The sequence below is a fragment of the Kushneria aurantia DSM 21353 genome (assembly GCF_000382245.1).
GTDB lineage: Bacteria > Pseudomonadota > Gammaproteobacteria > Pseudomonadales > Halomonadaceae > Kushneria > Kushneria aurantia.
The window spans coordinates 45,517-66,037 of record NZ_KB907864.1 but is presented as its reverse complement, the minus strand read 5'-3'; the positions used below and the strand labels follow the sequence as shown (position 1 = coordinate 66,037).

Genomic DNA, 20,521 nt, shown 5'->3' with positions numbered 1-20,521 from the left:
GGAAAGGGGCCAGGCGGCCCCTTTCGCGTCAGTCACAGCGCCCTCGAAAGCAGGCACGCCCCGGCTTCTTCAGGCTCCCGGCAGGGGCGGAAACACGAAGTCGCCGGCAGCCACCGGCCTGCCAAACAGAAACCCCTGCACCAGATCACATTTCAGCGACGCCAGTTCGTTCCACTGCTCCGGGGTTTCCACCCCTTCCGCGATGACCGTCAGCCCCAGCGCCCGGGCGATCCAGATAATGCCATCGACCAGCTTGTAGGTGGTTTCATTGTCCGTCATCGCGCTGGTGAAACTGCGGTCGATCTTGAGGACATCCAGCGGCAGCTGCTGCAGATAGCGCAGCGATGAGTAGCCGGTACCAAAGTCATCGATCGCCAGTCGAACACCCATGTCGCGCAGCTGCTCCATATTCTGAATGGCCACCGGCAGGTCGGTGATCAGGCTCGCCTCGGTCAGCTCCAGCATCAGATCGCGCCCCTGCACGCCCTGCTCGGCCAGTACAGTGCTGACCAGAGCGACGAAATCGGCGCGGTAGAGCTCACCGGCGGGCACGTTGACCGACACATAATCGATCGGTTTTTTCTCGCGGCGCCACCACGCCATCTGCCGGCAGGCAACCTTCAGGCTGGAGGCCGTGAATGCCTGGCGCAGTCCAACGTCTGACTCAATCAGTGGAATGAACTCTTCGGGACTGACCTCTCCGAGCAGGGGGTCGCGCCAGCGTGCCAGCGCCTCGGCGCCTACCAGCCGGCGGTCACGCACAGTCAGTATGGGCTGGTAGACCTGATGCAGCGCATCGCTCCTGACAGCCGCCCTCAACCGATCAAGACGATCCTGTCGGCGCAGAAATGCCGCATGCATCTCCGATGAGTAGCAGCGCACGCCGGGCTGGTCACCGCTGTCGGTATCCAGCGCCGCCCGGGCGCGATCCAGCAACAATGAAGCACTGCCGGCATCCTCCGGGTAGCGACTGATGCCGGCCGAGAGCCGGGCAGAATGCAGCGGGTCATCCAACACCGCCGGCGTTACCGCACTCTCCAACAGCTGCGTAACATGCTCGACCACGCTGCTTACCTCACCGGGATCGGCCAACACGATGCAGAGCCGATCCGACGCCATACGCCCGATCAGATCGTTCGAGGTCAGCGACGCCTTCAGCCGCTGCGATATATCGGCCAGCGCCGAATCGAGGCTGCGCCGGCCATCCTGGCTGGTCAGGGCTTGCGCATTCAGCAGGGAGACCATGACAACTGCCAGCGACGCCCCCTCCTTGTCGAGCAAACGCACCAACCGCTTTTCCAGAAGATCGCCGGCCGGCAGTCCGGTCGCCATATCGTGCTGACTCTCGGCGTGAAAACGGCTCGCCAGGCTTCTGAAGCGCCACGCCTGGCGCAGCTCGCGCTGTACCATCCGGGCAATCAACAGCAGGCTCTCGCGCTCGGCGTCAGTGAGCCGGCGGGGCTCCTGCCCGAGCACACAGAGCGCGCCGAAAGCGCGGCCGGTGGGGGAGAGAATGGTGGCTCCGGCGTAGAAGCGAATCCAGGGTTCGCCGGTTACCAGCGGATTGTCCTGTACGCGCGCATCCAGCTGCGCATCTTCTATCTCCAGCAGCGAACTACTCAACCCGAAGCGGCAAAAAGAGCTCTCAAGCGGCGTATCCGCCATCTTCAACCCCATTCTCGAGGTGAACGTCTGGCGGTTGCGGCCGAGCACCGTAATCGATGCCATGGCAGCGCCGAGCACGCTGGAAGCGAGCCGGGTATACGCCTCGAAGTCGGGCTCTTCAAGCACATCCAGCAGGCCGACCGTCTCCATATCAGCCAGCGCAATGGGCGTCGTCATGTCCATGGTCATGTCGCTTGGCTCGCTCCGGGAAGTTGGAAAGCTCGATCATGCCGGGTCGCCCTCCGGCACGGGCTCTGGCGCGACGCTTATGGCACGCCGGAAGCGGGATAATGCATTCGGCAAAATCAAACCGTGCAGAGACTTTATATTGGTTCTTATGCCGTATTTCGGCATCTATCTCAAATGATTGAGACAAACTGGCGCACCGGTGCAATGCCGACCAGACTTTCCCATAGCCATGATGACTGGAGTCGAACATGCAAAAAACGCCAACCGTTGCCATACTGGGCCTTGGCGCCATGGGCCACGCCTTCGCCACCAACCTGCTTAAAGCGGGGTTCCCGCTACGGGTATGGAACCGTACCCCCTCACGCGGTGATGATCTTGCCCACGATGGCGCCCACAACGCCGCAACCCCGTCGGAGGCGGCCAGTGAAGCGCGTTTCGTGATTACCATGGTGCCCGATTTCGACACCACCCATGAGGTGCTGCTGGGCGATGAAGGCGCCCTTGCCAGCCTGCCCGAGCGCGGCGTGGTGGTGCAGATGGGGACTATCGGCGATGCGCAGACGCAGCGCTTGATCAGCGAAGTGCGCAACCGCCGCCCGGATGTCACCTTTATTGATGCCCCCGTATCGGGCACCAAAGCGCCCGCCGAGCAGGCGAAAATTACCGTGCTGGCCAGCGGCGATCGCGAGGCGGCCGAAGGCATTGATGCGCTGTTTGACGCCATCTCGGCGCGGGTCGAGTGGCTCGGCGAGGCGGGTGCCGGCTCGCGTATGAAGCTGGTGGTCAACGCCTGGCTGATTCATATGATGCAGGGCATCGCCGAGAGCGCCGGGCTGGCGCAGCAATTCGGCTTCAGCATTGATGAATTCTGGCAGATACTCGACGGCGGGCCACTGGCGGCGCCCTATGCCAAAGCCAAGCTGGGGATGATCGAGTCCGGCGACTACAGCGCCCAAATGGCGCTTTCGTGGGGACTCAAGGATGCCCGGCTGGCGCTCGAAGCCGGCGGCGAGAACAGCATGCCGGCACTCAAGCACACCAGCGAGCTGTGGGCCGAAGCCGAAAAGGCCGGGCTGGGCGATGCGGATATCGCGGTCATTCACGACTACCTGAAGCGCCTTGCCGACTGATCCTTTTCTGTCAGCCGCCAGCTCCCGGCGCTTACTCCCCGGCCGGATAGTGCCGGCCACTCCCCTCGCCTGCCGTAAACCGCCGCCCGGCAGGCGACACCCTTCACAGCCATACCCTTTCCTTCCGACTACTGCTAATGCTCCTTGAGCAGTCGTGCGACGCGCTGCACCACGTCTCAAAAAGCCCTATCAGCGGCACGAGCGCTCTGCCGTGCCGGAATAACGTGCGCCGTGACAGTGCCACTTTTGTATTTTACGTAATGAATAATAAATAAGATAAAAATAGTATTGGTTGAAAATTGACCTGATTAAAATTTAAGCAAACCTCCCATCAATAAGCGAGCTAAAAAGAAGCTATAAATGGCAAATGGTCATGCCGACAAGAAAGCAAAAGCCAACACCGGAACCGGTAAAAAACGGCATTATTGGCGACTTTAGAGGCAAGAAAGACGAACAACAGGCACACAAAGGCGGAAAAGGCCGATATGGACATTTATCGCAAGATGCTGGATACCACCACGCTGTCATTGCCTGTCGCTGCCACTTCCACTATAACCCATCGACAACACCCGGATGTCAATCGTAGGAAAAGATGTATTGGCGTAAATTTTTTACGTAAAACGGCATCGCAGGCATGCCTATCGACCGATGTGTCAGCGATGGGTATCGAGAAGGTAAACTGATCGGCGTGCCATTCAGGCCGCCGCTGCGGTGGCCCAGCCCGGAGACAAAGTGCATGAACGCCCACCTGCTATCCGTCGATACCCTCTCCCGCGACTATGTCGAGCGCCTTTTCGATGTTGCCCACCGCATGGAACCCATCGCCCAGCGCCGCGCTATTACGCGAGTGCTGGAAGGCGCGGTACTGGGCAATCTTTTTTTCGAGGCCAGTACGCGCACCCGCATGAGCTTTCACGCCGCCTTCAGCCGGCTGGGCGGCAGTGTCTGCGACACGACAGGCTTCACTTTTTCGTCGATGGCCAAGGGGGAGTCGCTCTACGACACCAGCCGGGTGATCAGCGGCTATGTCGACGCCATCGTGATGCGCCACCCTGATGCCGGCTCGGTGACAGAGTTCGCTGCCGCGACCCATGTGCCGGTAATCAACGGTGGTGACGGGCCCGGCGAGCACCCCAGCCAGGCACTGCTCGATCTCTACACCATACGCAAGGAGTTCGAGCGCCTCGGCAAGGCGTTCGCCGGCGCTCACCTGCTGCTGACCGGCGATCTGCGCTACGGCCGCACGGTGCACTCACTGATCAAGCTACTGTCGCTTTATGAGCCGCTACGGCTGACGCTGGTGTCACCGCCGGGCCTGGAGATGCCGGCAGAGTTGATCGACCACGCCGAAAATGCCGGCCACCGAGTGGCCCAGCGCGATTCACTCAATGCCGACTACGGCGATGTCGACGTGGTCTACGCCACCCGTATTCAGAAGGAGCGCTTCACCCAGGAGATGGAGGAGGGGTTTTCACTGTCGCAGGATTTCAGCGTCGATCGCGCCTTTCTCGACCGCCACTGCTCACCGCATACGGTGGTGATGCATCCGTTGCCGCGTGACAGCCGGCCGGGCGCCAATGACCTCAATGTCGACCTCAACGGCGATCCGAGACTGGCGATCTTCCGCCAGACCGACAACGGTATTCCGGTGCGCATGGCGATATTCGCCACCCTGATGGGGGTCGATCATCTCTTCGAGCGCGACCTGCGCAGGGTGGGCTGGCAGCCGCCCCATCAGGTCGGCGTCGATGACGCGCTGCCAACACCGTGATGTAAGTACTCGCTTCGGCTATAGCCCCTTTGCATCATCGGTGGCGAGGCGATCAAAGTTGCCGCAGTAGATGCCCAGCCCGCGCGCGGTATGCATCAGCGTGCCGGCGGGGTCCAGCGCGCGCGGGCCAATGGTGACGTTATCCAGCGGTACCGCCACCACGCTGCGGTGCTGCCATGCCACCATTTTGCCGAACTCACCGCGCGCGACCAGGTCCACGGCGTTGACGCCGAAGGCGGAGGCCAGCAGGCGGTCGTGCATCGAGGGCGTACCGCCTCGCTGTACGTGGCCCAGAATGGTGACGCGCGTCTCGGCGCCGGTCATGTCACTGATGCGATCCATCAGGTAGTGGCCGATGCCGCCGTAGCGCTGCTGTTCGCCGGAGTAGGAGATGGTGGGCGTCTCGCCGCCGGCGGTGTGACAGCCCTCGGCGACCACCACCAGCGCGTGGCTGCGGCCTTCATCCTGCAGCACGCTTCTGATTTTCTCCGCCACGCCCTCCAGCGAGTAGGGCACCTCGGGCATCAGAATAACGTCGGCACCGCCGGAAATACCGGCGTTGAGGGCGATATGGCCGGCGTCGCGGCCCATCACCTCGAGGATCATCACCCGATGGTGGCTGGCGGCAGTGGGCTGCAGGCGGTCGAGCGCCTCGGTCACCACATTGGAGGCGGTCGAGAAGCCCACCGAGGTGTCGGTACCGTGGACATCGTTGTCGATCGTCTTGGGCACCCCCACCATGCCGATATTGCCCGCCGCACAGAGGCGACTGACGATTTTCATGCTGCCGTCGCCGCCGATCACCACCAGCGCATCCAGACCCAGTTCCCTGACGCCTTCAACAAAGTCGGCACTGCGATCGCGGTGGCTACCGTCAGGCATGGGAAAGGCGAAGGGATCGCCCTTGTTGGTGGTCCCCAGCAGGGTGCCGCCTTCGCGCAGATGGCTGTTGGTAAAAAACTGCAGATCCAGCCGGCGATAGCGCAATGGCCGCTCGATGAGCCCCAGGGTGCCGTCAACGATACCGAACACTTCCCAGCCGTAGGTGCCAATGGCGCGGTAGGCGACCGCACGAATCACCGCATTGAGGCCGGCGCAGTCCCCGCCGCTGGTCAGCACGCCGATACGTTGGATCGGTTGTGTCATCTTCCCTTCATCCCTGTGTGGCTGTTGTTATTTCGAGTCTAGCGCCATTGCGCTCGGCTGTGCGAGCATCAGCCACGCGACCGGCGGTCGCAAGGCAGTGGAGCGGGGAGAAATCAAAGCGGCGAGGTGGGCGCTTACTTCGGAAGAGAGTCGCGTCAAGGACGAGGCATATGAAGGCGCTGGCCGTGAGACTGGTATTCGAACCAGCCGGTGAGAATCAGCTCAGCAGCGATACCGTCGACACTGTCGCGGCGGTAATTACCGCTATGGCCGGCCTGATGGGCGATGCGCTTGGCTTCGCGGGTTGAGCCACGCTCGTCGAACATCTCGAGCGGCCGACCGTAACGGCCATGCAGCCGCCTGCCGAACTTGCGCGCGCGCAGGCTCATCTCCGACTCGCTGCCGTCCATGTTGAGCGGCAGGCCCACCACGAAAAGGTCGGGCTGCCACTCCTCGACAAGCGCCGCTACGCATGACCAGTCGGGAATACCGTCCCGGGCGACAAGCGGCTCGAGCTGCGTGGCACTGCCGAGCAGTTCGTTGCCCACCGCCACGCCGATGCGACGGGTGCCGAAATCGAAGGCCAGCACCAGCCGCCGCTCCGAGGCGCTGTCAGCCATGACCCGCTTCCCGCGACAGCAGGCGCAGGTCCACCCCCAGGCGGCCGGCAGCGGCGTCCAGTCTGGCAGCGGCAGGGGTATGAAAGAGCACCTCGTCGCTGGCCTCCACCGTCAACCAGGTGTTGTCCTTCATTTCACGCGCCAGCTGATCCGGCTCCCAGCCCACACAGCCGAGGCAGACCAGAAAGCTCGAAGGCCCGCGCCCGGCGGCAATGGCGTGCAGAATATCCATCGAGGTGGTCAGCGCCCGATTGTCGCCGGTGCGGATACTGGAGTCCCACTGCTCAGGGCTGCCGCTGTGCAGAATAAAGCCGCGTTCACGGTGCACCGGCCCGCCGCTGAGCACCGCTGTGCTGAGCTCATCACAGCCCGAGGCGTCGATTTCGAGCTGCTCGAACAGTCCCTCCAGGGTCAGCTCCATGGGCTGGTTGAGCATTAGCCCGAGGGTGCCGTTATCGTCATGATCGCAAATGTAGGTGAGCGAGCCCGCGAAGTTGTCATCCTCGAGATGGGGCATCGCCATGAGAAAATGATCGCGTAAACCTTGCATGAGCCTCCCGGGTCGCGACGCAGGAACGCACGGCTGCGCCCGGGCAGCCGTGCCGATCAGAACAGGGGAGCCACCGGGCGCAGCACCCGGTAGCAATATATGGGCGTCAGGGGTGTAATAACATTCAGTATAACATCCTGACGCAAGAGGGCCGACTGCGGCAGCGCAGCGCACCAGCCGCGGTTCAGAAACGCCGTTCGATCGCCGTCAGTAGCATACCGCCAATATCGGTCCCCTTCTGGCTGTCGATCTCGCGCGCACAGGTAGGGCTGGTGACGTTGATCTCGGTGATGTAATCGCCGATCACATCGAGGCCGACGAACACAAGGCCCATCTCCCGAATCGAAGGCTGCACCTGAGCGACCAGCCAGCGGTCACGCTCGGTCAGCTCGCGCGCCTCACCGCGGCCACCGGCGGCCAGGTTGCCGCGCACCTCACCAGCGCTGGGGATGCGGGCGAGGCCATAGGGCACCGGCTCGCCGTCGATCAGCAGAATGCGGGTATCGCCACGGCTGATCTCGGGAATATAGCGCTGCGCCATGATCTGCTGGGCACCCCGGCGCGTCAGCTGCTCGATCACCGAGCCGATATTGCGACCATCCGGGGCGATATGAAAAATACCGCTGCCGCCCATGCCATCGAGGGGTTTGAAGATGGTATCGCCCTGCTCGGCGTGGAACTCGCGCAGCACGGCGTCGTTGCTGGAGACCACCGTCGGCACCAGGCACTGCGGAAACTGCTGGGCGTAAAGCTTTTCGTTGCAGGTCAAAAGCGCCCGGGTCGGATTGACCACCAGCACCCCTTCGCGCTCGGCAAACCCCAGCAGATGCACGGCGTTATTGAAGTCGACATCCACCGGCGGGTCCTGACGCATCAGAATCACGTCCATATCCGCCAGCGGACCGGCTTCTACATCTCCCAGCGCGTAATAGTGCTGCGGATCGTTTTCGAACACCTCGAGCGAGCGTAGCCGCCCCATGGCACGGCCGTTTTTCAGGTAGAGATCGTCCGGCTCCAGGTAGTAGAGGCGGTGGCCGTGGCGCTTCGCCGCCCATAGAAGCGCCAGGGTGGTGTCCTTTTTCCACGCCACCCGGTCGATGGGGTCCATCACCACGGCGATTTTCAACGAGGTGTCGCTCATGCGCTACTCCAGCGTTCAGGCCGGTAGGCGACCGGCAGCAAATGGCCTCCAGTATGACGCAGGGGGGCGATGTCGGCCAGGGCGATACCGCCCTGTGCTTTACATCCTCTCTGCGGATAAAACGCACAAGACCCCGGCAGCTCGACTGTCGGGGTCTTTTTTATGAGGCTCTCAAGATATGCAAGCGCTTACCAACAAAGCAATCTATTTCCTGAACCAGCGACTCACCCAGTTGGTTTTGGCCAGGTCGATCACCTCGTCGCCGCGGCCACTCATCACCGCCCGCATCATGTAGAGACTGAAACCCTTCGCCTGCTGTGCCTCGATGGCCGGCGGCATCGACAGCTCCTGTTTGGCAGTGGCCACGTCGACGATGACCGGGCCGTCATGAGCAAAGGCCTCGCGCAGGGCATCGTCAAGCTGCTCCGAGCTGCGCACTCGAATGCCCTTGATGCCCAGCGACTCGGCCAGTCCGGCGTAGTCGGTACGGGGCAGATCGGTGGTTTCATCGACGTAGCCGGCGGCCTTCATCTCCATCGCCACGAAGCCCAGCGTCTCGTTGTTGTAGACCACCACCTTGACCGGCAGCTGCTGCTCGGCCAGCGTGATCAGATCGCCCATCAGCATGTTGATGCCACCATCGCCGGAGAGCGACACCACCTGACGCTCGCGATGGGCCAGCTGTACCCCCATCGCCTGCGGCATCGCCACCGCCATCGAGCCATGCATGAAAGAGCCCCCCAGCCGGCGCTTGCCGTTCATCTTCAGATAGCGCGCCGCCCAGATGGTAGGCGTGCCCACATCAGCGGTGAACCAGGCATCCTCGGCCGCCAGTTCGCTGATGCGAGCGGTCAAATACTGCGGATGCAGCGGCTCGCCGGTAGCAGCGGGTGTAGCCAGCTCATCCAGCCCCTCGCGCGCTTTTCGATAGTGCTCGAGAGCGTGATCGAGAAACTCGCTGTCGCTTTTCTCCGCAAGCTTTGGCAGCAGCGCCGTGAGAGTGGCCTTCACATCGCCCGTCAGCCCCTTGAGCAGCGTACTGCGACGACCCAGGTGGCCGGAACGCAGATCGATCTGCACGATGCGGCCGTGGTCGGGGAAGAAGTCACGGTAAGGGAAGTTGGTTCCCAGCATGATCAGGAAATCGCACTCCTTGAGCGTGTGATAGCCGGAGCTGAAGCCAATCAGGCCGGTCATGCCGACATCATAAGGATTGTCGTATTCAAGCCACGCCTTGCCGCGCAGCGCATGCACGATCGGTGCCCTGAGCCGCTCGGCCAGCGCCACCACCTCATCGTGGGCGCCGGCGCAACCCGCGCCACACAGCATGGCGACCTTTTGGCCGTCGTTGATCAGCGCTGCCAGCTCATCCAGTTCCGCCTCGGCGGGCACCGGCACCGCCGGCACCGGGGCACTCCACTGCATCTTCTGCTCGACAGCAGGCTGCAGCGCCACGTCACCGGAGATGACGACGACCGCCACGCTCTTTTCCAGAATGGCGGTGCGCATGGCGGTCTCGAGCACACGCTGCGCCTGCTCCGGATGGCTGATCAGTTCGCAGTAGTCGCTGCACTCCTTGAAGAGATTTTCCGGGTGGGTCTCCTGAAAATAGCCCAGCCCCACCTCGCTGGAGGGGATCTGCGCGGCGATCGCCAGCATTGGCAGGCGGGCGCGTTTGGCCTCATAGAGGCCGTTGATCAGATGCAGATTGCCCGGCCCGCAGGAGCCGGCACATACCGCCAGCCCTTCGCGCGCCTCGGCTTCGCCGCCGGCCGCCAGTGCGGCGACCTCTTCATGGCGCACGCCGCGCCATGTCATCTGCTGCTGGCGCCGCAGGCTCTCGGTCAACCCGTTGAGCGAGTCTCCCGGCAGCCCCCAGATGTTCTCGACACCAGCCCGCGACAGCGTGCGGACCATCATGTCGGCAACGGTATAATCACTCATCCGATACTCCCTGTAATCGATCGTGGCGCCTTCGAAAAGGTCTACTACAAAGGTCGCGCCCTGATTACACTTTAGTAGAAAGATTGGGCGCCGATATAACCGGGCGGACAACCTTCGCAGGCGCTTCAGCGCTATAACTTCCCAAACCCCATTTAGCCGTCGAAACAGGCCGCTTCTGTAGCCCGGGCACTACCATGACCGAACCCGCATACGTTGCAAGCATCATGAAAACCGCACTGCTGCGCTGCCCGGCGGGAACGCGCTTGAGTGACGCCGCCGTGCGCATGAGTGAGCGTTACTGTAGCTCGATGCTGATCACCCGGGGAGACGAGGTGCTGGGCATCTGGACCGAGCAGGATGCGCTGATGGTGGATTTCGCCGACCCTGGCGCAGCCCAGTGCCCTGTCGAGCAGGTCATGAGCAGCCCGATCACCAGCATCAAGCCGCACGCCACGATCGATACCGCCGCTCGGATATTTGATGAAAAGGGAATCCGACACCTGCTGGTGGTCGATGACGACGAGACGCCACTGGGTATCGTCTCGCGCAACGATATTGCGCTCGAAAAGGGGCTGGAGAGCTATCTTCGCCTGCGCAAGGTGGAAAATGCGATGCGCAGCGCACCATTGACCCTGGCAGCCTCCCTGCCGTTGAGCGAGGCGGTGCAACGCATGCGCACCTCTCCTGCCTGTGATGCCGTTATCGTTCGCTACGACGACCATCTGGGCATCCTGACCACGCGCGACCTGGTACGCTTCGTGGCAAGTTACCCGGGCAACATGGCAATAGGCCGGTTGGCCAGCCGGCCGCTGCTGAGCATCAACCGGGACGAGGCACTGATCAACGCTCGTGACCGGCTGATTCACCACCGGCTGCGCCACCTTGCGGTACTCGACGACAGCGAAGAGGTGATCGGCATCCTGGGGTTCGCCGACATTATCTCCACCGAAGAGTACCGCCATCTTGACACGCTGCGCGATACGCTCGAACAACACGACTCGGCCATCAGGCAGTCGCGGCAGAGCCTGCGACTGGCGGAGCAGGTCATCGAGTCGACGCTGGAGGGCATCATGATCACCGATGCCGGGGGGCGCATCGAGTTCGTCAATCCGGCTTTCACCCATCTCACCGGCTATGAACTCGACGAGGCCGTGGGCCACACCCCGGGCAGCCTGCTCTCCTCGGGGCGCCAGAACGCCGACTTCTATCAGAATATGTGGCACGCCATGCACCAGCACGGCTACTGGCGCGGCGAAATCTGGAACCGACGCAAGGGCGGTGAGCTCTACCTGGAGATGCTGACCGTCACCGCCATTTACGACGAGGCGGGCGAGACGAGCCACTTCGCCGCCATGTTCAGCGATATCACCCAGGTGCGCGAAAACGAACAGCGAGTCCACCACCTGGCCTGGTATGACGCCCTGACCGGGCTGCCCAACCGGCGGCTGATCGAGGACCGTCTGTCGCTGGCGACCCGCCACGCCAGGCGCCATTCGCAGCAGCTGGCAGTGGTCTTCATCGATCTCGATCACTTCAAACAGATCAACGACTCCCTCGACCACGCCGCCGGCGACGAGCTGCTGACGCTGGTTGCGCGGCGGCTGGAAAACTGCCTGCGCGACGACGACAGCCTGGGACGGCTGGGCGGCGACGAGTTCATCGCCCTGCTGCCCAACGTCGGCGGCGTCGACGAGGCGGTGAGCGTGGTGCGCCGCATGATCGACGCCATCAGCGCCCCCTTCGATCTGCGCCGCCGCCAGGTGCGGGTGGGCTGCAGCCTCGGCGTCAGCTTCTACCCCTCGGACGCCAACAGTGCCGAAACGCTGATCCAGCACGCCGACGCCGCCATGTATCGCGCCAAGCGCGAGGGGCGCAACACCTGGCGCCTTTACAGCAGCGACATGGAGTTTCACAACAACCGGCGCATGACACTGGAGACCGCACTGCGCGAAAGCCTGGCGCAGGGCGAGGGAATCGAGGCTTACTATCAGCCGCTGTTCGAGCGCGACAGCGGCCGGCTGTACAGTGCCGAGGCGCTGATGCGCTGGCATCATCCGCAGCTGGGCCAGGTATCGCCGGGCGAATTCATTCCGCTGGCCGAGAGCGCCGGGCTGATTCTGCAACTCGGCCAGCGGCTGCTGGACCAGGTCCTGCAGCAGCTCCACGACTGGCTTGCGGCAGGCCTCGAGCCGGTACCGATCGCGATCAACCTCTCCCCCCGGCAGTTCTGGCAGCACGATCTGATCGACGACATCCGCACCCGCCTCGAAGCGTTCGCCATCCCCGCCGAACTGATCAGCTTCGAGCTGACCGAGAGCACTCTGCTCGACAGGCATCAGCAGGCCATCACGGCACTGGAAGCACTGCGCGATCTGGGCCATAGGGTGGCGATCGACGACTTCGGTACCGGCTACTCGTCGCTCAGCTATCTGCAGGATCTGCCGATCACCACCCTCAAGATCGACCGCACCTTCATTCAGGCGCTGACCGAAGGCAACCGCCGCGGCAGCGAAGCCATTCTGGCGGCGGTCACCGGTCTGGCCGAGGGGCTCGATCTGCAGGTGGTGGCGGAGGGGGTCGAAACCCATGAACAGCTCGACGCCCTGGCACGTTTCCCGGTGCAGCTTATTCAGGGCTTTCTGTTCGGACGACCGGCCAATGCCGCGACGTTTACCACCAACTGGCTGATCCGGCGCGCTTGAAAGAAGAGACCCGGAAGCGTTCAGAGATCGCCGTAGCGCACCTGTAAAAGCGACAGTGCCACCACCGGCGCCGTCTCCATGCGCAGTATACGCGGCCCCAGAATCCAGCCGGCAAAGCCCTGTTGGTGAGCGCTTGCCAACTCTGTATCGCTCAGCCCGCCTTCGGGGCCGATCAGTACGGCAGCATTTTCCGGAGCCCGGCCAGGCAGGGCATCACCGCTCCCATGAGGATGCAGCACCAGCCGCAGCGCCTCGCGACGCGCGCCCAGCCAATCGGCCAGCGGCGTGGCAGGATGAATCTGCGGCAGGGTTGCGCGGCCGCACTGCTCGCAGGCGCTGACCGCCACGCCACGCCAGTGGTCCAGCTTCTTCTGCGCCCGCTCGCCCTTCAGACGCACGTCGCCGAAATCGGTGTAGAGCGGCGTTATCGCAGTGACGCCCAGCTCGGTGGACTTCTGAATGGCGAAGTCCATGCGATCGCCCTTGCCCACTGCCAGCCCCAGGTGGACCGCCAGCGGCGACTCCGGTAGCGCCTCGCGCTGTTCATCGAGCTGCACAATAACTTCGCGACGGGCGATCGACACGATGTGAGCACCCACTTCCGTTCCAAAGCCGTCAAAAAGGACGAGCTGATCACCCTCGCGCCGGCGCATGACGCGCGCCACATGATGTGCTGCCGCCTCCGGCAGTGTCAGGCGCTCGCCAACGGCCAGCGCAGCGGGAACGTGAATACGCATGCGGCGGCCTCGTCGCGGCGGTCAACGCTCAGGCGTCGGCCTTCTGCTGCTGACCCTGCTTCTTCTGGGCGTAGAGCGCCTCGAAGTTGACCGGTGACAGCATCAGCGCCGGGAAGGTGCCGCGACCCACCAGGTTGTCGATGCACTCGCGCGCGTAGGGGAACAGCACGTTGGGGCAGAAGGCGCCCAGGGTGTGGTCGAGCTGCGCCTCGTTCAGCCCGGCAATGGCAAACAGGCCGGCCTGATGCACTTCGGCGAGAAAAGCGGTGGTCTCTTCGTCGCCGTTGTAGACGTGAGCGGTCACTTTCACGCTCACCTCGTAGACGCCGTCGCCAATGCTGGTGTGATCGTTATCGACGTCGAGCTTGACCCGGGGGCGAAACTTCTGCTGGAAGATGGCCGGCGAGTTGGGCGCCTCGAAGGAGATATCCTTGACGTAGATACGCTGCAGGGCGAACTGGACGTTGCCGGCGTTGCTGCCCTGTTCGCCGTTGGCACTATTCTGGCTGGCATCGTTGCCGGTGTTGTTTCCGGTAGCGTTGTTTTCCGACATGCGGCTCTATCCTGTTGGGTGTGCAAATCGTAATGTACGGATGCGGACGGCAGAAGGCGCTGTCAGCGCGTGACCACCGGCAGACCGTCGGCCTGCCACTGCGAGTGGCCGCCCTTGAGACGCCGCGCGCCGTCGAAACCGGCCTTGTGCAGCTTCGTGACCACGCCACCACTGTGCTGGCCCATTTTGTCCACCACAATGATCGGCTTGTCGCGATGCTTTTCCAGCCGGTTCATACTGCTGTCGAGCTTGTCGGCCGGAATATTGACCGCCCCGGCGATGTGACCGGCCTTGAACTCCTTTGCCTCGCGCACGTCGAGCACCACGGCGTCATCGCGATTGATCAGGCCGGTCGCCTCGCCGCAGCTGACGCCGCCGGAGGCGCTGCGCCGCGCTTCAAAGGAGAGCCAGGCGAGCAGCACCACAACAAAGGCGCCCACCAGAAAAAGGTGGTTCTGGGCAAACTCCAGCAGCTGGTCGATCATGAAAATCTCTCGTCCCGGTCGTATCGATGGTGTCACGCCCGCGCGGCCTCGCCCGCAAGGCGCGCCCAGTATACACGAGCGTCGGGGCAACGTCCGTCCCGTCGCAGATCCACCCGGTATCGGCATGATGACAGGGCGCTGCCAGGCTATCATGACGGCACTATCCATCCCGGCCGCCCGCCTTTCGAACCATGCGGCCATGGCGCCGGGCTTCATTCGCACTGAGAGGGACCCATCATGTCCGATGCACAACCTCGCCCGGTCGCCCTGCTGATTCTCGATGGCTACGGCGACAACCCCGAAAAGCGCAACAACGCCGTTGCTGCCGCCGATACCCCGGTAATGGACCGCCTGAAGACCGAGCACCCGCACAGCCTGATCCATACCGACGGCGAAAACGTCGGCCTGCCCGAGGGGCAGATGGGCAACTCCGAAGTCGGCCACATGAACATCGGCGCCGGCCGTGTGGTATTCCAGAGCCTGACCCGTATCACCAAAGCCATCCGTGACGATGAGCTGGGCCGCAACGAGGCCCTGACCGGCGCTATCGATGCCGCAGTCGGCGACGACCGGGCGGTTCACATCATGGGGCTGCTGTCACCCGGCGGCGTGCACAGCCACGAGGACCATCTGCTGGCGCTGGCCGAACTGGCGCAGGCGCGTGGCGCGCGGAGAATCTATATCCACGCCTTCCTCGACGGCCGCGACACGGCGCCGCAGAGCGCTCATGACTCGCTGCTGCGCGCCGACGGCCTGCTGCGCCAGCAAGGGGTGGGATACGTGGCCTCGATGGTTGGCCGCTTCTACGCCATGGACCGCGATAACCGCTGGGAGCGGGTAAAAGAGGCCTGGCGACTGGTGGTCAACGGCGACGCCGAACACGTCGAGCACAATGTCGCAAAGGCATTGCAAGCGGCTTACGCCCGCGACGAAAGTGACGAGTTCGTCACCGCCACCAGCCTGCGCGACGGCGACGCGCCGGTGCGTCTCGAGGATGGCGACGCGGTGCTGTTCGCCAACTTCCGCGCCGACCGCGCCCGCGAACTGGCGAAAGCCATTGCCGCGCCCGATTTCGACGGCTTCGAGCGCGACCGCACGCCCGATGTGCACTTTGTCGCCATGACGCAGTATGCCGACGACCTCGATGTGCCGGTCGCCTTTCCCCCGGCGGAGCTGCCCAACACCCTGGGCGAATTCGTCGCCTCGCAGGGGCTGACCCAGCTGCGTATCGCCGAAACCGAGAAGTACGCCCACGTCACCTTCTTTCTCTCCGGCGGCCGCGAAGAGACCTTCGACGGCGAGGAGCGCATTCTCGTCGACTCGCCGCGCGACGTTAAAACCTACGACGAAAAACCCGAAATGAGCGCCTTCGAGGTCACCGACCGGCTTGTCGAAGCGATCGACTCGGGGCGCTTCGACATGGTGATCTGCAACTACGCCAATGGCGATATGGTCGGCCACACCGGCGACCTGGCGGCGGCCACCAAAGCGATCGAGGCGGTCGATGTGTGCCTGGGTCGGGTTATCGAGGCGATCGAGCGGGCCGGCGGCGCCTGTCTGGTGACTGCCGACCACGGCAACGCCGAACAGATGGTCGACCCCGAGACCGGCAAACCGCAGACCGCCCACACCACCTTTCAGGTACCGCTGGTCTATGTCGGCAGCCGCGACGCACGGCTGGCCGAAGGCGGCCGGCTGTGCGATCTTGCCCCCACCCTGCTGGCCATGATGGGGCAGACGCCGCCGGAAGAGATGACCGGCCGGGTGCTGCTCGACTTCAGCTGAGCGATACAAGGCGTGCCGCCCTTCAAATCCTTCGTCTCTCGCCGGCTACGGCGCTGGCCGGGCGTTCTGCTGTCCGGCCTTCTGCTGTCACTGCCGGTGGCGGCCAGCGAACTCAATGCCTCCCGCGCGGAGCTCGAGGAGATTCGCGACAGCGTCGAACAGGCGCAGCGGCAGCTGGCGCAGACCGATACCCGGCGCAGCGAGGCCCGCCAGCAGCTGGAGGAGGCCGAACGAGCGCTGGCCGACACGCATCAGCGACTACAGGAGCTCAACACCCAACGTGACGAGCTCAACGACGCGCTGGCGCAGCTCGAAACGCGCCAGCAGTCGTTGAACACGCAGTTCGAGGCGCAGCGCGCTGCGCTCGCCGAGCAGATTCGCGCGCTCTACAAGCTGGGCGAACAGCCGCGCCTCAAGCTGCTGCTGAGTGATCAGGACCCCGCCGCCATCGACCGCTACCAGCGCTATCTCAATCGCCTCAACGAGGCACGCACCCAACAACTGCAGCGGCTGCGCGAACTGGCAGCAGCGCTTCAGCAGAACCGCCGCGATATCGCCACCCGCCAGGCGCGGCTGGAAGAGGTCGGCACCGAACTCAACGAGCGCCAGAGCCGGCTGGCCGAGCAGCGCCGGACGCGCGAACAGGCGCTGACGGCACTCGATCAGCGTTACAGCGAAGGGCAGTCACGTCTTGACGGCCTGCAGAGCGACCGCGCCGAAGCGCAGCAGCTGGTCGAACGCCTCGAGCGTGAGCTGGCAGCGCGACGTGAACGGGAAAGACGCGAACGTGAACGCCGTGAGCAGGCGCGCCTCGAGCAGCAGCGACAGGAACAGGCCCGTCGCGAGGCCGAAGCGCAACGTCAGGCACAGAACCAGCTCAGCGATGAAGAGATGAACATCAGCGCCAGCGACAGCGACGAACGCATTGCGGTGAGCGAGCCGCCCGCGTCATCGTCCACCGCCTCGCCACCCCCCGCCAGTGCGCCGCCGGTAACCCACCGCGCCAGCGGCAGCGGCAGTTCGCGCTGGCCAGTGGCGGGGCGCATGATCTCCGCCTACGGTCAGGGAGAAGGACTCAACCGCAATGGCGTGATGATCGCCGCCAGCGCCGGTACGCCGGTTCACGCCGCTGCTGCCGGCCAGGTGGTGTTCGCCGACTGGATGCGCGGCTTTGGTTATCTGGTGATCATCGATCACGGCGGCGTGCTGTCGCTCTACGCTCACCAGCAGCGGCTGACAGTCGCCGAGGGCGACCGCGTCGAACGCGGCGCCGTGCTGGGCTATGTCGGTGATAGCGGCGGACTGTCGCGACCGGCGCTCTATTTTGAAGTGCGTCGCGCCGGCAATACGATCAACCCGGACGGCTGGCTGGCCGCGAGATAGCGGCCGCACCCTGTCCACACGCTTCACAGGGAGTTTCCATGTCGCGCTACCTCACCTCGACGCTGCTGCTCGCCACGGCGCTGACGCTCGCTCCCGCAGCCGGCGCCGAGTCACAGCCCGCTCCGACGACAACCGCCCCCGAACCCGGCAGCACTGCACCGGCGGCGAGCGCCGACGCGGCGCTGCCGCTGGAAGATATCCGCACTCTGGGGCGGGTCTTTGAACAGATCAAACGTGCCTGGGTAGAGGAGATCGACGACCGCACCCTGCTGCGCGACGCCATGCGCGGCATGCTGCACGGGCTCGACCCGCACTCGGACTATCTCGACGAGGACGCCTTCGGCAACCTTCAGGAGATGACCGAGGGGGCCTTCGGCGGCATCGGCATCGAAGTGGGCATGGAGGATGGCCGACTGACGGTCATTTCGCCGATCGACGATACCCCCGCTGCCCGCGCCGGCCTGCAGCCCCAGGATGTGATTGTCGCCATCGACGGCCAGCCCACCGACGGGATGTCGCTGGAGGAAGCCGTCAGACTGATGCGCGGCGAGCCGGGCAGCGAGATCGGCCTCACCCTGCTGCGCGACAGCACCGAGGAGCCTGTCGAGGTGACGCTGGAGCGCGCCAACATCGAGTCCGACAGCGTCAGCTCGCGCGTGCTGCGCCCCGGCTACGGCTACCTGCGCATCAGCCAGTTCCAGAGCGATACCGCCGAGGAGGCGCAGGCGGCGATCGAGGGGCTCCAGGCAGAGGGAGAGCTGCAGGGCCTGGTGCTGGACCTGCGCAATAATCCCGGCGGCCTGCTCGATGCCGCGGTGGGCGTCTCCGACCTGTTCCTCGACGGCGGTCTGGTGGTCTATACCGAAGGGCGGCTGGCCGATGCCAGCCTCGAATTCGAGGCGAAGGCGCAGACCGCACTGCCCGACACGCCAATAGTAGTGCTGATCAACGGCGGCAGCGCCTCGGCCGCCGAGATCGTCGCCGGCGCCCTGCAGGATCACCATCGCGCCGTGGTGCTGGGCACCGAGAGCTTCGGCAAGGGCTCGGTACAGTCGGTGATGCCGCTGGGTGATGGCACCGGCATCAAGCTCACTACGGCCCTTTACTACACCCCCGGCGGACGCTCCATTCAGGCCGAGGGCATCGCCCCGGATGTCGTGGTGCAGTCGGGACGGCTGGAACTCGAACAGGGCGGCCCGGGGATTCGCGAGGCCGACCTGCGCGGCCATCTGGAGAACGCCGAACAAAGCGATGACGCGCCAGCGTTACCGGAGTCCCCCATCGCCACCGAGGACTACCAGTTGGGCGAGGCGCTCAACCTGCTGCGCGGCATCAACGTTTTCCGCCAGAGCGGGTTGCGCCAGCATGATAACTCGGAAGAGAGCGACGCAGCCGCCGGTACGGCGGCCGAATCCGGCGGCGACAGTCGCTGAGACACCGCCACCCTGCAGCGCCGATGTTTCACGTGAAACATCGGCGCGATCAGACCGGTTCGAAAGGCCGCATCAATGCCGGCAGCTCGCCGCGATCGCCCATCGCCTGCTGCATCAGAAAGCGCCGCGCCAACGCCGAGCGGCCGGTTATCGAGAGCCCCGCATTGCGCACCACCTGCACCAGCGGCGCAGTGGTGCCAAAGCCGAGCCGAAAGGCGTCCATCAGCGTCAGCATCAAAGCGTTGTCGCCGCGCCGACGGCGCGAATAGCGCGACAGCACGCGCAGATCGCCCAGCGCCGCGCCCCGCTGCGCCGCCCTCTCCAGCTCTTCGGTGAGCACGGCGATGTCGTGAAAGCCAAGGTTGACCCCCTGCCCGGCCAGCGGATGCAGGCTGTGCGCCGCATCCCCTACCAGCACCACGCCTTCGTCGGCATAGCGCTGCGCATGGCGCTGGGTCAGCGGAAAAACGTGGCGCGCTTCGATACCCTCGATATCGTCCGCAGGCAGCTCGAAATCCCGCGCCAGCTCGCGACTGAACGCCTCGTCATCGAGCATGGACAATGTCTCGGCGCGCGCGTTATCCAGCGACCAGACGATCGACGACACCTGGCGGCGGCCCGCGACAGCCAGCGGCAGAAAGGCGAGCGGCCCACTGCGCATGAAGCGCTGACGCGCGCAGCCCTGGTGATCGTGGCGGTGGTGAACCGTGGTCACGATGGCACTCTGCCCCGTGTCGTATTCGTGACAGCCCAGCCCGGTCAGCTCACGCAGCCTGGAGCGGGCACCATCGGCACCGACGACCAGCGCGGCGTGAAGGAGTCGGCCGTCGGCCAGCTCGAGGCAGCGACCGCCCGCTGCCGGTGTGCATGCGGTCACCCGCGCCGGCGCCAGCAGGGTGACGCCGTCACAGGCTTCGAGACGGCCCAGCAGCGCATCGCGCAGCGCGCTGTTCTCGACGATATGCCCCAGCGCCGGCGCATCGATTTCGGCGGCGTCGAAGGCGATCTCGCCGCTGCCCTCGCCGTCCCATACCCGCATCCGGGTATAGGGCGACAGGCGCCGATCCAACACGCCGGACCAGACGCCCAGCCGTTCGAGCAGCCGCTGCGAAGCGGGCGTGATGGCGCTGACCCGCGCATCAATGCGCTCGGCCTGCCAGCCCGGTGCCATACTGCCGGCATCGAGCAGCGCCACGTCGAAACCCCGCTCACCCAGCGCCAGCGCCAGCGCCGCTCCCACCGGACCGGCACCGACGATCGCCATATCGAACGTCATCAAGCCCTCCT

The 20,521-nt window shown here is 64.4% G+C and carries 16 protein-coding genes; 6 read left to right on the top strand and 10 right to left on the bottom strand.

Annotation, left to right across the window (positions count from 1 at the left end; translation table 11 throughout):
• Nucleotides 1-69: 69 nt before the first annotated feature.
• Nucleotides 70-1,842, bottom strand: coding sequence for a putative bifunctional diguanylate cyclase/phosphodiesterase (locus H146_RS0103275; protein WP_169433457.1), 1,773 nt, complete (start codon nt 1,840-1,842; stop codon nt 70-72).
• A 260-nt stretch (nt 1,843-2,102) separates the two neighbouring features.
• On the opposite strand from H146_RS0103275, the gene H146_RS0103270 reads away from it, so the two are divergent.
• Entirely contained in the window at nt 2,103-2,984 is an 882-nt protein-coding gene (locus H146_RS0103270) for an NAD(P)-dependent oxidoreductase (protein ID WP_019950420.1), read from the top strand.
• Nucleotides 2,985-3,720: 736 nt separating this feature from the next.
• A complete protein-coding gene (gene pyrB, locus H146_RS0103265) occupies nt 3,721-4,755 on the top strand; it encodes an aspartate carbamoyltransferase (RefSeq protein ID WP_019950419.1) in 1,035 nt (344 codons plus the stop codon).
• 18 nt (nt 4,756-4,773) lie between these two features.
• Here pyrB and H146_RS0103260 read toward each other — a convergent pair whose 3' ends face one another.
• The 5 genes from H146_RS0103260 to poxB all read right to left on the bottom strand — a co-directional run bounded on the left by H146_RS0103260 (nt 4,774) and on the right by poxB (nt 10,156).
• The gene (locus H146_RS0103260; protein WP_019950418.1) at nt 4,774-5,901 is read right to left on the bottom strand and encodes an ATP-dependent 6-phosphofructokinase; all 1,128 of its coding nucleotides are present in this window, start codon (nt 5,899-5,901) and stop codon (nt 4,774-4,776) included.
• 155 nt (nt 5,902-6,056) lie between these two features.
• The gene (gene ruvX, locus H146_RS0103255) at nt 6,057-6,521 is read right to left on the bottom strand and encodes a Holliday junction resolvase RuvX (RefSeq protein ID WP_019950417.1); all 465 of its coding nucleotides are present in this window, start codon (nt 6,519-6,521) and stop codon (nt 6,057-6,059) included.
• Nucleotides 6,514-7,071 carry a YqgE/AlgH family protein gene (locus H146_RS0103250; protein ID WP_019950416.1) on the bottom strand — a complete coding sequence of 186 codons (558 nt, stop codon included), beginning with the start codon at nt 7,069-7,071 and terminating at the stop codon, nt 6,514-6,516. The genes ruvX and H146_RS0103250 overlap by 8 nt, the downstream gene beginning before the upstream one ends.
• Before the next feature lie 184 nt (nt 7,072-7,255).
• Nucleotides 7,256-8,212 (bottom strand): glutathione synthase, encoded by a 957-nt coding sequence (gshB, locus tag H146_RS0103245; RefSeq protein ID WP_019950415.1) that lies wholly within the window; start codon nt 8,210-8,212, stop codon nt 7,256-7,258.
• Nucleotides 8,213-8,416: 204 nt separating this feature from the next.
• Complete coding sequence (poxB, locus tag H146_RS0103240) at nt 8,417-10,156, bottom strand: ubiquinone-dependent pyruvate dehydrogenase (protein ID WP_019950414.1); 1,740 nt, start codon at nt 10,154-10,156, stop codon at nt 8,417-8,419.
• Nucleotides 10,157-10,350: 194 nt separating this feature from the next.
• Here poxB and H146_RS0103235 point away from each other — a divergent pair, with 194 nt between their 5' ends.
• Complete coding sequence (locus H146_RS0103235; RefSeq protein ID WP_019950413.1) at nt 10,351-12,858, top strand: EAL domain-containing protein; 2,508 nt, start codon at nt 10,351-10,353, stop codon at nt 12,856-12,858.
• 20 nt (nt 12,859-12,878) lie between these two features.
• Here the strand turns inward: H146_RS0103235 and H146_RS0103230 are convergent, their stop codons facing one another.
• The 3 genes from H146_RS0103230 to H146_RS0103220 all read right to left on the bottom strand — a co-directional run bounded on the left by H146_RS0103230 (nt 12,879) and on the right by H146_RS0103220 (nt 14,633).
• Nucleotides 12,879-13,595 (bottom strand): 16S rRNA (uracil(1498)-N(3))-methyltransferase, encoded by a 717-nt coding sequence (locus H146_RS0103230; RefSeq protein ID WP_019950412.1) that lies wholly within the window; start codon nt 13,593-13,595, stop codon nt 12,879-12,881.
• 28 nt (nt 13,596-13,623) lie between these two features.
• Complete coding sequence (gene secB / locus H146_RS0103225) at nt 13,624-14,148, bottom strand: protein-export chaperone SecB (protein WP_019950411.1); 525 nt, start codon at nt 14,146-14,148, stop codon at nt 13,624-13,626.
• A gap of 62 nt (nt 14,149-14,210) precedes the next feature.
• The gene (locus tag H146_RS0103220) at nt 14,211-14,633 is read right to left on the bottom strand and encodes a rhodanese-like domain-containing protein (RefSeq protein WP_019950410.1); all 423 of its coding nucleotides are present in this window, start codon (nt 14,631-14,633) and stop codon (nt 14,211-14,213) included.
• 237 nt (nt 14,634-14,870) lie between these two features.
• Here H146_RS0103220 and gpmI point away from each other — a divergent pair, with 237 nt between their 5' ends.
• Genes gpmI through H146_RS18290 form a run of 3 tightly spaced genes read left to right on the top strand, consistent with a single transcriptional unit; the run spans nt 14,871 to nt 19,234 of the window.
• The gene (gpmI, locus tag H146_RS0103215; protein ID WP_019950409.1) at nt 14,871-16,418 is read left to right on the top strand and encodes a 2,3-bisphosphoglycerate-independent phosphoglycerate mutase; all 1,548 of its coding nucleotides are present in this window, start codon (nt 14,871-14,873) and stop codon (nt 16,416-16,418) included.
• A 12-nt stretch (nt 16,419-16,430) separates the two neighbouring features.
• Nucleotides 16,431-17,801: a murein hydrolase activator EnvC family protein gene (locus tag H146_RS20150; RefSeq protein ID WP_019950408.1), complete on the top strand. Its 1,371-nt coding sequence runs from the start codon at nt 16,431-16,433 to the stop codon at nt 17,799-17,801.
• A 38-nt stretch (nt 17,802-17,839) separates the two neighbouring features.
• Entirely contained in the window at nt 17,840-19,234 is a 1,395-nt protein-coding gene (locus H146_RS18290) for a S41 family peptidase (protein WP_019950407.1), read from the top strand.
• Nucleotides 19,235-19,283: 49 nt separating this feature from the next.
• On the opposite strand, the gene H146_RS0103200 is transcribed toward H146_RS18290, so the two are convergent.
• The gene (locus tag H146_RS0103200) at nt 19,284-20,510 is read right to left on the bottom strand and encodes a UbiH/UbiF/VisC/COQ6 family ubiquinone biosynthesis hydroxylase (RefSeq protein ID WP_019950406.1); all 1,227 of its coding nucleotides are present in this window, start codon (nt 20,508-20,510) and stop codon (nt 19,284-19,286) included.
• Between the last annotated feature and the right edge of the window lie 11 nt (nt 20,511-20,521).

What these genes read in the sequence shown, in the direction of transcription:
- H146_RS0103275 (WP_169433457.1), bottom strand. Translation starts at nt 1,842, where the DNA reads ATGACGACGCCCATTGCGCTGGCTGATATGGAGACGGTCGGCCTGCTG.
- H146_RS0103270 (WP_019950420.1), top strand. Translation starts at nt 2,103, where the DNA reads ATGCAAAAAACGCCAACCGTTGCCATACTGGGCCTTGGCGCCATGGGC.
- pyrB (WP_019950419.1), top strand. Translation starts at nt 3,721, where the DNA reads ATGAACGCCCACCTGCTATCCGTCGATACCCTCTCCCGCGACTATGTC.
- H146_RS0103260 (WP_019950418.1), bottom strand. Translation starts at nt 5,901, where the DNA reads ATGACACAACCGATCCAACGTATCGGCGTGCTGACCAGCGGCGGGGAC.
- ruvX (WP_019950417.1), bottom strand. Translation starts at nt 6,521, where the DNA reads ATGGCTGACAGCGCCTCGGAGCGGCGGCTGGTGCTGGCCTTCGATTTC.
- H146_RS0103250 (WP_019950416.1), bottom strand. Translation starts at nt 7,071, where the DNA reads ATGCAAGGTTTACGCGATCATTTTCTCATGGCGATGCCCCATCTCGAG.
- gshB (WP_019950415.1), bottom strand. Translation starts at nt 8,212, where the DNA reads ATGAGCGACACCTCGTTGAAAATCGCCGTGGTGATGGACCCCATCGAC.
- poxB (WP_019950414.1), bottom strand. Translation starts at nt 10,156, where the DNA reads ATGAGTGATTATACCGTTGCCGACATGATGGTCCGCACGCTGTCGCGG.
- H146_RS0103235 (WP_019950413.1), top strand. Translation starts at nt 10,351, where the DNA reads ATGACCGAACCCGCATACGTTGCAAGCATCATGAAAACCGCACTGCTG.
- H146_RS0103230 (WP_019950412.1), bottom strand. Translation starts at nt 13,595, where the DNA reads ATGCGTATTCACGTTCCCGCTGCGCTGGCCGTTGGCGAGCGCCTGACA.
- secB (WP_019950411.1), bottom strand. Translation starts at nt 14,148, where the DNA reads ATGTCGGAAAACAACGCTACCGGAAACAACACCGGCAACGATGCCAGC.
- H146_RS0103220 (WP_019950410.1), bottom strand. Translation starts at nt 14,633, where the DNA reads ATGATCGACCAGCTGCTGGAGTTTGCCCAGAACCACCTTTTTCTGGTG.
- gpmI (WP_019950409.1), top strand. Translation starts at nt 14,871, where the DNA reads ATGTCCGATGCACAACCTCGCCCGGTCGCCCTGCTGATTCTCGATGGC.
- H146_RS18290 (WP_019950407.1), top strand. Translation starts at nt 17,840, where the DNA reads ATGTCGCGCTACCTCACCTCGACGCTGCTGCTCGCCACGGCGCTGACG.
- H146_RS0103200 (WP_019950406.1), bottom strand. Translation starts at nt 20,510, where the DNA reads ATGACGTTCGATATGGCGATCGTCGGTGCCGGTCCGGTGGGAGCGGCG.